Origin of the sequence: Nocardia pseudovaccinii NBRC 100343 (genome assembly GCF_001613225.1) — a bacterium.
In the GTDB taxonomy this organism is placed as follows: Bacteria; Actinomycetota; Actinomycetes; order Mycobacteriales; family Mycobacteriaceae; genus Nocardia; species Nocardia pseudovaccinii.
In genome coordinates, this window is record NZ_BDBY01000190.1 from 1 (window position 1) to 11,721 (window position 11,721).

The 11,721-nt window shown below is 64.9% G+C and carries 12 protein-coding genes; 3 read left to right on the forward strand and 9 right to left on the reverse strand.

Features of this window, described 5'->3' with window-relative positions:
- Window positions 1–76 precede the first annotated feature (76 nt).
- Window positions 77–835, forward strand: a complete 759-nt coding sequence (locus NP3_RS24075) for a gamma-glutamyl-gamma-aminobutyrate hydrolase family protein (RefSeq protein WP_063043871.1) — start codon at window positions 77–79, stop codon at window positions 833–835.
- A complete protein-coding gene (locus tag NP3_RS24080; RefSeq protein ID WP_245721086.1) occupies window positions 832–2,334 on the forward strand; it encodes an aldehyde dehydrogenase family protein in 1,503 nt (500 codons plus the stop codon). Before NP3_RS24075 ends, NP3_RS24080 begins: the two co-directional genes overlap by 4 nt.
- A gap of 304 nt (window positions 2,335–2,638) precedes the next feature.
- Here NP3_RS24080 and NP3_RS24085 read toward each other — a convergent pair whose 3' ends face one another.
- On the reverse strand, window positions 2,639–3,427 hold the full coding sequence (locus NP3_RS24085; protein ID WP_063043872.1) for an IclR family transcriptional regulator: 789 nt from the start codon (window positions 3,425–3,427) through the stop codon (window positions 2,639–2,641).
- Between the two features lie 226 nt (window positions 3,428–3,653).
- Between NP3_RS24085 and NP3_RS24090 the strand changes: the two genes are divergently transcribed.
- Window positions 3,654–4,271 (forward strand): helix-turn-helix domain-containing protein, encoded by a 618-nt coding sequence (locus NP3_RS24090; protein WP_218024928.1) that lies wholly within the window; start codon window positions 3,654–3,656, stop codon window positions 4,269–4,271.
- Between the two features lie 152 nt (window positions 4,272–4,423).
- Here the strand turns inward: NP3_RS24090 and NP3_RS24095 are convergent, their stop codons facing one another.
- From NP3_RS24095 to NP3_RS24130, 8 genes are read right to left on the reverse strand one after another with little or no spacing between them, the layout of a single operon-like run.
- Window positions 4,424–4,885, reverse strand: coding sequence for a hypothetical protein (locus NP3_RS24095; RefSeq protein WP_063043873.1), 462 nt, complete (start codon window positions 4,883–4,885; stop codon window positions 4,424–4,426).
- Between the two features lies 1 nt (window position 4,886).
- Complete coding sequence (locus tag NP3_RS24100) at window positions 4,887–6,476, reverse strand: acyl-CoA synthetase (RefSeq protein WP_063043899.1); 1,590 nt, start codon at window positions 6,474–6,476, stop codon at window positions 4,887–4,889.
- Window positions 6,477–6,520: 44 nt separating this feature from the next.
- Window positions 6,521–7,354: an SDR family NAD(P)-dependent oxidoreductase gene (locus NP3_RS24105; protein WP_063043874.1), complete on the reverse strand. Its 834-nt coding sequence runs from the start codon at window positions 7,352–7,354 to the stop codon at window positions 6,521–6,523.
- Window positions 7,351–8,199, reverse strand: coding sequence for an alpha/beta fold hydrolase (locus tag NP3_RS24110; RefSeq protein ID WP_063043900.1), 849 nt, complete (start codon window positions 8,197–8,199; stop codon window positions 7,351–7,353). Before NP3_RS24110 ends, NP3_RS24105 begins: the two co-directional genes overlap by 4 nt.
- Window positions 8,200–8,258: 59 nt before the next feature.
- Complete coding sequence (locus tag NP3_RS24115) at window positions 8,259–8,825, reverse strand: 3-phenylpropionate/cinnamic acid dioxygenase subunit beta (protein ID WP_063043875.1); 567 nt, start codon at window positions 8,823–8,825, stop codon at window positions 8,259–8,261.
- Between the two features lie 59 nt (window positions 8,826–8,884).
- Window positions 8,885–10,090, reverse strand: coding sequence for an NAD(P)/FAD-dependent oxidoreductase (locus NP3_RS24120; RefSeq protein ID WP_169814570.1), 1,206 nt, complete (start codon window positions 10,088–10,090; stop codon window positions 8,885–8,887).
- Complete coding sequence (locus tag NP3_RS24125; RefSeq protein WP_063043877.1) at window positions 10,090–10,428, reverse strand: non-heme iron oxygenase ferredoxin subunit; 339 nt, start codon at window positions 10,426–10,428, stop codon at window positions 10,090–10,092. Before NP3_RS24125 ends, NP3_RS24120 begins: the two co-directional genes overlap by 1 nt.
- Window positions 10,425–11,597, reverse strand: coding sequence for an aromatic ring-hydroxylating dioxygenase subunit alpha (locus NP3_RS24130; RefSeq protein WP_063043901.1), 1,173 nt, complete (start codon window positions 11,595–11,597; stop codon window positions 10,425–10,427). The genes NP3_RS24125 and NP3_RS24130 overlap by 4 nt, the downstream gene beginning before the upstream one ends.
- Between the last annotated feature and the right edge of the window lie 124 nt (window positions 11,598–11,721).

Sequence of the window (11,721 nt, forward strand, 5' to 3'; positions counted from 1 at the left end):
AAACAATCGGTGCCGGCTTCGAGCTGATGCGCGGGGGCGAAGCCGTACGAGTGGTCGCGCGGGTCGGGGAGGCGTCGTGAAGCCGTTGATCGGGATAACGGGGCGTCGGTTGCGGTACGGAGCGATCGACTCCGCTGACAAGCGTTTCGCCGATATCGTTTTCGACAGTGTAGTGGCCGATTACGCCCGGTGCGTAGCTGCGGTGGGAGGCATCCCGGTTCATCTTCCGTTCGAAGCGGCGGAGTTGGATATCGCGCAGCGGTTGGATGCGCTCATTGTCACCGGGGGCGCCGATATCCACCCGTCGCATTGGGGCGGACCCGCGGTCGAACCCGAGAGCGACGACCCCTACGACTCTCCCGGCCGGATCGACAACGGCCGCGACAGATACGAATTGGCCTTGGTCGAGGCATTCATACAGCGCGACGTGCCCGTGCTCGGAGTATGCCGAGGCCATCAGGTGATCAACGTGGCTCTCGGCGGCACCCTCGTGCACGACATCCCACCGTCCGAGATCGTCCACTACTCGACGCTTGCAGCACCGCACGCCGACCAGCATGCGATTGCCTGCCGTCCCGGAACGATCGTCCATTCGCTGTACGGACCACAGCGGGAGGTCAATTCATGGCATCACCAATCCGTTGATCACCCTGGCGACGGCTTGGTGGTCACTGCCACAGCACCAGATGGAGTAGTGGAGGCGATCGAGCTGCCCGGGCGCGATGTGCTCGGTCTGCAGTGGCATCCCGAATGGGATCCGGACTCGGATCCGGTATTCGAATGGCTGGTCGCGCGATCCACCGTGAAGGCAAACAGCGCAAGGAGTTCTGCGTGACGAAACTGACGAACCTGGAGGCCGTAGAGGACCTCCGCCGGACGATAACCGTCCCTTCCGGCCTGTACATCAACGGTGAGGTCCGAGAAGCGCAGTCCGGCAAGACAATCGATCTGCAAGCGCCCCGGGATGGGAGCGTGATAGGCGGCATTGCGGCCGCCGACGAAGCCGATGTGAACGACGCGGTCGCTGCCGCGCGTCTCGCGTTCAAGAGCGGAGTCTGGTCCCGGATCCAGCCGGTCGAGCGCGGACGGGTGATGCAGCGCTGGGCAGACCTGATCCACGCGCACCGCGATGAACTGGCGCTGCTCGTCGCACTCGAGATGGGAAAGCCCATCAGCCGAGCCCGCGACGTCGAACTTCGCACCACCGCCAATACGATTCGGTGGTTCGGCGAGCTGTCGGACAAGCTGCTGGACGAGGCGCCGCGCGACCGGCCCGAGACACTCGCGCTCATAACCCGTGAGCCAGTCGGGGTTGTCGCTGCCATCACGCCCTGGAACTTCCCGCTCACGCTGGCCGCCTTCAAATTGGGCCCCGCCCTCGTGGCGGGCAACAGCGTGATCGTGAAACCCGCCACGCAGGCGCCACTTTCGGTCCTGCGGCTGTGCGAGCTCGGCACCGACGCCGGTCTGCCCGCCGGTGTGCTTCAGGTGATCACCGGAAGCGGCGGCCTGGCCGGATCGGCTTTGGCGTCGCACCCAGGCGTCGATACCGTGACATTCACCGGGTCGACCGATGTCGGCAAGGAACTGCTGGCCTGCTCGAGCCGATCCAATGCCAAGCCGGTGTGGCTCGAACTCGGTGGAAAGTCTCCTAACATCATCTTCCCCGACGCCCCCGATCTCGACGAAGCGATCGATATGGCTGTCTGGGCAATCACTTTCAACTCGGGGCAGATGTGCACGGCCGGATCCCGGCTGGTCGTACACCGCGATATCGCCGACAGCGTCGTCGACGGTGTGCTCGAACGACTCGATGGGCTTCGTCGTGGCGACCCGCTCGACCCGGACACCGAGTTCGGGCCCCTGTCGAGTGAGCGCCACCGGTCCGATGTGCTGAGTGAGATCAGAAAGGGCATCGAAGCGGGGACACGCCAGATCTACGGATCGGGCGAAGCACCGGATCGTCCCGGCTGGTACATCGAGCCCGCCGTATTCGTCGATGTCGATCCCGACAGCCGACTCGCACAGCACGAGATCTTCGGACCAGTGCTGTCGGTGCTCACCTTCAAGGACGAAACCGAGGCACTGCAGATCGCCAACAACTCCAGCTACGGACTGGGCTCGGCCGTCTGGACCGCAGACCTCGGGCGAGCCCACCGAGTGGCGCGCGAACTCGACGCCGGACTGGTGTGGGTCAACTGCTTCGAGGAAGGTGATTCCTCGGTGCCCTTCGGGGGGCGCAAGCTGTCCGGGCACGGGGTTGACCGCAGCATCCACGCTCTCGACAAATTCACAACCATCAAGACCACCTGGATCGCCATGCCTTCCGCATAGCACCGACGCGACAGCCCGCGGCACGCACGAGCGAGCCGCGGGCAATTCCATGCAGTCGGTAGCGGCTGGCCGAGGGACGACAGTTTCGGTTTCCCAATAGGTTTCGAGAATGTCTTGCCTTCGGGCCGTGGTCGTGTCGTTGTTTCCTCGGGTAGGTTTTGCAGATTGTGACGGTGGTTTCGCAGGTCCACAGTCCAGCTGTAACGGATTCGACGACCGTGGCCGTGTTACGTACACCTGGGTTCGTGGGCGCGCGCCTCGAAGATTGTGGTCTGCGAGTTCGCGCGTCCGACCGAATGATGAGTTATGGACGTCGTGGAAGTTGGGTGCGGGCCATCATCTGGGTTGCCGATGCGCAAATCTGGCGAAGGCTAGTTTCGAGGCGGTGGGTTTCGAGGCGACCGGACGGTCCGGCAACGGATAGCGCGGCGAGGACTCGTCCTCGGTGGTCGAAGACGGGTGCGGCCAGACAGGACAGGCCGAGGCGGCTTTCCTGAGCGTCGTGGGCGATGCCGGTGCTGCGGATACCGGTCAGTTGGTCGGTCAGTCGGGCCGGGTCGACGATGGTGTGCGGTGTCAGCGCCGATAGTGGTGTGGTGAGTGCTTGTGCGGCAGTGTGGGAGTGGTAGGCGAGCAGGACCTTGCCGACCGCTGTGCAGTGCGCTGGGAGCCGTCCGCCGATCTTCGACGGAGCCGCGATGGTGCGATGACCGTAGAGCTTTGCGAGGTACACGACATCCGTGCCGTGCAATGCGCCCAGATGTACTGTGTGGCGGGTCAATTCATAGAGGTCGGTGAGAAAGGGCAGAAGTAGGTCGCGGATCTGCTCGTGTTCAGGGGAACACACTGCCTGGCCCAACTGCTGCAGCCGTGCGCCGAGACGGTATCCGGTGCCGATGCGCTCGACGACACCGTTACGCTCGAGCATGCCGAGGACCCGGAATGCGGTGGATTTGCTGAGTTGCGCACGCCGGGCGAGTTCGCTGACGCCTATTCCGGTACCGGCGTGTTCGCCGAACGCAGCGAGCAGACTGATGGCCTTGTCTACCGCGGCGCGATCGTCTCGGACCGGTTCGGCAATGGACGTAGTCATGCTGGCTTCCTCTGGCGCGGGATGTGTCAACTTCAGTAGCCGATTCGGCACTTCTATATGACAATGATGCAAGTCTGCCAGCTGTTCGTCAACAGTGACGAACTGTCTATTAAAAGTGACGGCCGCCGATTGCGCGGGCGGCCGAACGGCTTTCCTCGCCGTGACACGTGCATCTCTGCGGTCGTTCGTCAACAATGACGGTATGTACATCAAAAGTGACGGCCGAATGAATGAGAACGAGCTGGTCGCACGCAATGTCCGCCGCTACCGGCTGGAGCGGGCGATGTCGCTGGGCGAGTTGGCTCGCCGTTCTGGGTTGTCGAAGCAGACCCTGTCGAAGATCGAGCAGGGCGTCGGCAATCCGACCATCGAAACGCTGTCGCAGCTCGGTGCGGCATTGGATGTGACCGCGCGTCGGTTGCTCACCGAATGGGGGACGCCGGTCTATGTGCAGCGAGCCGGGGACAGCGAATGGGCCGAGTCCGCGAGCTGGTCCGAGCGCATGCTCGATGAGACTTATGGTTCCGGGTACGTGCGGACACTGGTGCTGCGGCTGGAGCGAACCGGCGCGGAACCGAACGTGATCGAACCGCACGCCCCGGGCACCCTGCATCACATCTACGTGATCACCGGCAAACTCCGCACCGGGCCGCTCAACGACACCGTCGACCTCGCCGCAGGCGACTTCGTCCGTTTTCCGGGCGATATTCCACACCGGCATATGTGCTTGAGTGAGCGAGTGGTGGCCCATATGGTCACGACCATTCCTCAGGTCCGTCAGTTCGGCCCGACCGTGACACGGATGGCCAGTGGGTCGAGTGCGGTTGGCGGTTCGGATCACTGACCGAGTGACGCATGCCGCCGCTGCTGGTCGGATCTACGAGGGGTGCCGTGGTCCAGGCATAATCTGGCGGTCCAGAGGCTCGCCCGCCCCCAGGCGGTGGCGCCTGGACGAACGTTCGCGCGTGACGGTGAGTGGGTTTCGATACAGTCGGCTCACGTGCCGGGGACGTGGTCGAGATCCATGTCGACGGCGGTGACCCAGGCGGGTTCGTTGACCATCAGGCTCAGTTCGGTATCGGGGAGGTCGACGTCGACGACGTGGCGGTACCCGGCGGCCTCGGCTGCGGCCCTGGCGTCGGGATCGTCAACGGCGGCGGCGTAAACGATACGGCGGCATTGGGGTTCGGCCGCGTGGATGGCGGTGGCGAGTGCGCTGAGGAGTTCCGAGAGCGATGGCCCCGGCAGAGTTGGGTCGATGCGTGCCTCGATGTCGTGGGTGTTGACCGGGTAGGCATTGCGCAGTCGGCCGGTGGCGCAGCGTTCGAGTTCGATGGTGGTCCCGCTGTGGTCAGCGGGTCGGAGTGCCTCGAGCAGAACCGATGTCCGGGACCGGGTTCGGGTTGTGGTGGTCCACGGCGTGGTGAGTTGTGGGATGGGGATCGGTGCGGCGGACATGTCACGAGCCCTCGTTGAGCATGCGACGAATGGCGAGTTTGTCGAGTTTGCCGGAGGCGTTACGTGGCACGGCCTCGACGACTTGCAGCCGCCGGGGCAGTTTGTAGCGGGCGAGTTTACTCGCTGCGTATGTGCGGACCTCGTCGAGGGTGGGTTGGTCACCGTCGGCGAAAGCGGCTACGGCGATGACGGTTTCGCCCCACTCGTCGTCGGCGCCTCCCACGACGGCGATATCGATCAGGCCGGGTAGATCGGCGAGTGCGCGTTCGACTTCGGCGGGGTAGACGTTTTCGCCGCCGCTGATGATCATGTCTTTGAGTCGGTCGACGATGAACAGGTAGCCGTCGGTGTCGAGGTAGCCGATGTCGCCGGAGTGGAACCAGCCGTTGGCATCGAAGGCGGCTGCGGTGGCGTCTGGGTTGTTCCAGTAGCCGGGGGTGACGTTCGGGCCGCGGACTACGATCTCGCCGGGCACGCCTGGGTCGACCGGTGTGTTGGTGCCCGGTTCGACGATTCGAATTTCGGTGTAGGGCATGGGGATTCCGGCGGAGCCGAGTTTGGTGAGGGTGTGTTCGGCGGGTAGATGGGTGGCGAACGGGGCGGTTTCGGTCAGACCCCACGCCTGCTGGAGGGTGATGCCGTGGGTGGCGTACTGCTCGATGAGTGATGGTGGCACCGGAGCACCGGCTACGACGATGCTGCGTAGTGCGGACAGGTCGGCGCCGAACAGGTCGGGAACCCGAGCGAGTGCGGCGAGCATGGCTGGTACCGCGAAGAACGAATTCACATGGTATTCGGTGAGATCCTGCAGGAATTCGGCTGGTTCGAAGCCACGGCGCACGATGATGGTGCCGCCGCGCACGATAGTGCGCAGGGCTAGAGCGTTGAGTCCGCCGATGTGGAACAGGGGTGCGACGGCGAGGGTGGTGTCGTTGCGGCGGGTGTCGAGGCGGGAGTCGACGTTGACGCCGTTCCACCAGATGTTGCCGTGGGTGAGGATGACGCCCTTGGGTAATCCGGTGGTTCCCGAGGTGAACATGAGGATGGCCGGGTCGTCGAAGTGCCGTGGTACGAGGTCGGCCGTGGGCGCTGCGGTGGTGAGCAGTGGGCTCCAGGGCTTCCATCCGTCGGTCGATGGTGATGTGACCGGGGTCTGGGGATCGTCATCGACGAGCAGCAAGTGCCGTAGCGCGGTGCCGTCGCGGACGGTGTCCACGCTCTGGCTGTGGCCGGGTTCGCACACGATGGTGCGGGCGCCGCTGTTGTGCAGGACCGCGCGCAGTTCCGGTCCGGCGAGACGGAAATTGATCGGCACGAAGATCGCGCCGAGCCGGAATGCGGCGAGCATCGTGATCAGGAACGCCGGACTGTTCAGCCCGAGATAGGCGACCCGATCCCCCTCGCGCACACCGTGATCGCCCAGTACTGCGGCCAGTCGAGCGGCGCGCTCGTTGAGCTGCGCGTAGGTGAGATCACCACCGGCGTAATAGATCACCACATCGGTGGGTCGTTGTCCGGCGTGTGCGTGGATCGCTGTCGCGGGGTTGATATCGACTGCGGCACCGGAATTCGCCGGATGTGGGGATGTCATCAGGTTCCTCATGACTCGTCGTTGAGCTCTGTATGTGGCTGCGGTTATAGGTGATCGCCGCCCGCGGCGGTCGCGAAGCCGCGTACGCCGATGCCGCCGTCGACCGAAATCGCCTGTCCGGTAATGGGTCCGCTCTGCTCCCGGGACGCGAGCAGGACATACGGGCCGGTGAAGTCGCGCGGGTCGGTGCTCGAGTCGTGCAGCGGAATCGGCGGCGGTGCGGCGTCGGGCTTCTTCTTCGCGAAGGAGGCTCCGAGTGAACGCTCCTGCAGGGCAAGTGATTCGGGGCCGCGTAGGTCGGTGTTCATGCCGCCGCAGGCGACTCCGTTGACACGTACTTTCGGGGCGAGTTCGTAGGCGAGTTCGCGCATCAGGCCGAGGCAGGCGTGTTTGCTCGCGGTGTAGACCGGGCCGCCGCCGTTGACGTAGAAGGAGGCGTTGGACAGGGTCATGACGATGCTGCCGCGGGTTTTGACCAGTTCGCGCCAGGCGGCTTCGGCAGCGAGGAAGTAGCCCTTGACATTGATGGAGAACAGTTCGTCGAAGGTGTCGGAAAGCTCGGTGGCGCTGAGCCGGGTGAGTGGGCGCTGGTAGTCCCAGATACCGGCATTGGCGACGAGAGTGTCGAGTTTGCCGAAACGGTCGACGGTTTCGGCGACGGCGGCATGCAGACCATCGGAGTCACGAACATCGGCCTCAACGGCATGCATGCGATCAGGGGCGGGGGAGTTCTCCACGACCTCTTTCAGCCGGTCCAGACCGCGTCCGAGGATGGTCACCGAAGCGCCTTCGGTGACGAAGCGTTCGGCGACTGCGCGTCCGATGCCGGATCCGCCGCCGGTGACGAGGGCGGAGTAGCCCTCGAGCCAGCCGGTCACGAGAGCCCCGCCAGGAAATCGCGTACCAGGCGCTCGAATTCGCGTGCGCGCTCGAGCTGCACCCAGTGTCCGCAGTTGCCGAAGATATGCATCTGGACGTTGCGGATGTTTTTCAGCAGGATCTGGGCGCCGTCGAGGGTGATGGTGCGGTCGTCGCGGCCCCACAGCAGCAGGGTCGGGGCCTTGATTTTGTGCAGGTCGCGCCAGAGCGGGTCCATGCCGTGGCGTTTGGCGAAGGCGGCGTTGTAGCGGTGGTAGAACTCGATGTGGCTTTCGTCCAGGGAGGCCTCGTAGCGGGCCTTGACGACGTCCTCGCCGAATTGCTTGTGGTCGAAGACCATGGTGCGGATGAAGTTGGCCATCTTCTTCTCGGTGGGCCCGCCGCTGTTGTAGTAGCGGAACATTTCCTTCTGCCCCTCGGTGGGGGTGGGGCCGAAGGGTAGCCAGCCGCCGCCGGGTGCCATGAGGACCAGGCCGGAGATGCGTTCGGGTTGGGTCTGGGCCATGGCGAGTGCGGCCGCGCCGCCGAGGCTGTTGCCGAGCAGGTGGAAGCGGTCGATACCGAGGGCGTCGAGTGTCTGGTAGAGGGCGTCGACGGTGATCTGGGTGATCGAGCGGGCATCGAGGTCGGCGTCGGTCGGTCGGTAGCTGCCGCCGAATCCGGGCTGGTCGGGCAGGATCACCCGGAATCGCTGGGTGAGTGCGGGCAGGTTCTGGTGGTAGTTGCTGACACCGGACGCGCCGGGACCACCACCGTGCAGCATGACCAGCACGGGGCCGGTACCAGCCTCGGCCACAGTAATCGGGCCAAGTGTGGTGTCGACGGTGCGCTGAGTGAGCTGAATATTGTGCTGTTGTAGAGCGAGATAGAACGCGGTGACGGACACTGTGTGGTCCCCTCGGGTCAGAAGAAGGTCGATAAGTTCTTGGCCTGCAGGATGTTCTGGTCCAGCAGGATGGTGCGGCGCGCGACCCGCAGTCCGGTCTCGGTGCGGCGCAGGATGTCGATGCGCTGTCCAGCGAAGACGTTCTGCTCGTGTTGAAGGCGGTTGCGGTAGACCAGGAACGCCGAGCGCACCAGCAAGTCGTCCGAGCCGAAGCCGGTGTGTTCGTCCGGATCTACGTGGTGCACAACGACATTGGTGACCAGGTGCCGGGTACGAGACGGTGGGTCCTCGGCCCAGGCCATACCGGAGTCGAAGCGGCGGATGCGCCAGGTGAGACTTTCTTTGGTCTCCTCGTAATAGGCGGCCTCGCCGCGGGCGGCGATCGATAATGCCTGCTGGCGGCGCAATCGGTTGGTGCGGGTGGGCATCCAGTAGTCGAGGTCGTCGTCGAGCAGCTCCAGCCAGTCGGTGAAGCGGCCGTCATCGAGTAGTTCGGCCTCGAGGAAGTAGAACTGCTCCACCTCGAAATGGGTGTCTCGATCGGCCCTTGCGCCGACGGCGGACTGCGCTGTCGTGGTGCTCACGATGTCATTCCATCCCTTCTATCGGGGGCGCCTAAGCGGCTGTGCCGCAGAGCGGCACATCAGCCGCGCAATAGTTGGCGCAGGTCGATGCTGGGGTCGGCCAGACGCGCTGTATCGACGGCGATGCGCCGGTCGATGAGGCGTCGGGCGGCGCGCACCGCGGTGGAGTCGTTCACTGCGACCGCGCCGACGACGTGGCCGTTTCTCAGGCCGAAAGCGGAGAACTTCGGGGCACCGATGGTTCCGCGCAGCGCGGTGCGTTCGGCGGCGGCCATGTCGCCGACCACCTCGACGTGCACGTGATGACGATCGGTCCAAAACCACGGCGCGGTCTCGGCCGGTGGTGGCGTGCCGAGAACGGTCGCGGCGGCCCGCTGCCCGTCATGCTGGGCGGCTTCCCAGTGCTCGGCTCGGCGGAGCAAGATGCCGTCGTCGCGGACGCGTGCCGGGTCGCCGACCGCGAGCACGGCGGGGTTGGAGGTGGTCTGGGTGCGGTCGACGATGATGCCGCGGTCGACCTCGAGCCCGGCAGCCTCGGCGAGGGCGGTTTCGGGCACCATACCGACGCCGAGTACGACGACGTCGAATTCGCGGGGTTTGTCGGTGGCGGTCAGATGCGCTTCGATGCCGGATGGGGTGTCATGCAGCGATTCCAGCCCCGAGCGCACGGTGACGACACCGCGCAGGGCGTGTAGACCGTGCAGCCACGCGGCGATTTCGGCGCCGACGGCATGCGCCAACGGCGGCCGCACCGGGTCCACCAACACCACCTCACAGTCGAGATCGACAGCGGTGGAAGCGACTTCGGCCCCGATCAGCCCGGCGCCGACCACCAACAGCCGAGCGCCGGGTTGCAGTGCGGCTCGCAGTTTTTCGGCATCGGTCGCGGTGCGTAGCACATGCACGTCTTGGCTGCCCGGAATCGGTGGCCGAGCGGCACGACCGCCGGTAGCCAGCACCACGCAATCGGCGGGAAGCGCTGTGCCCTCGAATAACTCGACCTCTCCCGTGCTGGGTCGCACGGCGGTGACCCTGGTGTTCGTTATGAGTCGGATCTTGTGCTCGTCGTACCACTGCGGGGGCTGCAGCGCGATATCGGCGAGCTGCTTCGTACCGGCCAGGAACTCCTTGGACAATGGTGGCCGGTCGTAGGGGAATTCACCGGCGTCCACAAGCGTGATGTCACCGACGAAACCACCGGAGCGCAGTGCTGCGGCGGTGCCGACACCCGCGATGCCACCGCCGACGATGACGACATTGTCGATCATGGTGCCTCGTTCGGGAACAGCCACACTTCGCTGCTACGCACCTCGACCCTGTGCGGGCGGACGGCCTGGGTGGCGGGAAGACACTGCGCCTCACCACTTTTCAGGCAGAACTTGCTGGCATGCATGGGGCATTCGACATATCCGGCCTCGACCCAGCCCTCGGCCAGTGAGGCCACCTCATGGCTACAGGTGTCGTCGAGGGCGTAGACGCTGCCATCATCATCGCGTAGCAGCGCGATATCGTCATCGGTGCCGGTAATGGTCTTGTCTATCGCAATACCCTCGCCGATCGGGATGTCATCGAGGACGGCCACCCGAATTCCGGTGCTGCTCATAGTGTTTCCTTCTCGTGCCAGGCTGGGGTGTTCATCAGGTCGCGCCAGCGGCCGTAGAACGCGCGTCCGGCGGCATCGCTGTAGAGCTCGCTGGTCGTGCCGGGGTGGCGGCCGTCCTCGCGCTCGGAACCCAGCCCCATTTGGTAGTTGAGCGGCACTCGGTTGGTGATGAAGCCGTGCGAGATCGCTTGCACTTCGCTCCAGTTCTCGCCGTCGTCCTGTTCGAAGATGCCGCTGGGCCCGAAGGTTCGCAGGTTGTAAAGCCGTTGTGCCTCACGGACTTCCGGTGGCATGGACTTGTCGAGGACGGTCCACGACCACACCTCCATACAATCGGGGCCCTTGGGATGCCACACCCGGATGGTGCCGATGACCGGCAGGTAGGAGAAGTTCGGGAAGACGGTGGCGTGACCGTCGGTCAGCGGACCCTCCACCCGGGCATCGCCGAGGCGCTCACGCAGAGCCGCGTAGTCGGTCCACTCGTGCACCTTCTGCGCGTTGAACCGGTTCTTGGGATGCACCGGGAAACCGTGCCCGTGCCCGTTCGGGTCGACGTACTGGCGGCCCGCGCGATGCACGATCTCGCTTTTCGGGTTCTTCGTGGGCGAGAGCACCATCAGCGCTGAGGCGTGGCTCATGTTGACGTGGTACCAGTCGGTGACGAACTGCTCAGCCGCCAACTTCCAGTTGCCCTCCAGCACCCACTTGTGCACCCCGCCAGCTACCACGGTGCCCTCGTCGTCGTGATCGAGCATCGCGTCCATGTACCAGGCCATATCGCCCAGATAGTCACGCAGAGTCACCGGGTGCGGGTTCCAGGTGCCGAAGATCAGGCCGCGATAGGACTGCACGTGCGGGACCTCGACCAGGCCCCAGTCGCCGGTGTCGAACGAGTCCGGATATCCGTCCCGATTCGGAATGGAAACCAGTTTGCCGTCGAGGTCGTAGGCCCAGCCGTGGTAGGTGCAGGTGAAGTTGCGGGTGGCACCGGAGTCCGCGCGGCATACCCGGGCGCCGCGGTGGCGGCAGGAGTTGAGGTAGGCGCGGATGCGGCGCTGCTTGTCCATCGTGACGATGACCGGGTCCTCACCCATATAGGTGGTGAAGAAATCGCCCGGCTTGTGGAACTGGTCGGTGTGCGCGAGAAACAACCAGCTCGGCGCGAACACCCGGCGCAGCTCCTGCCGATACAGCCCTTCGTCGGTGAAGATGGCCCGGTCCAGCAGGCCGCCGTCGCTGTCGACCAGCCCCGAGACATCGATATTGCGAGCCAGCTCGGCCGGACGCCGCAGC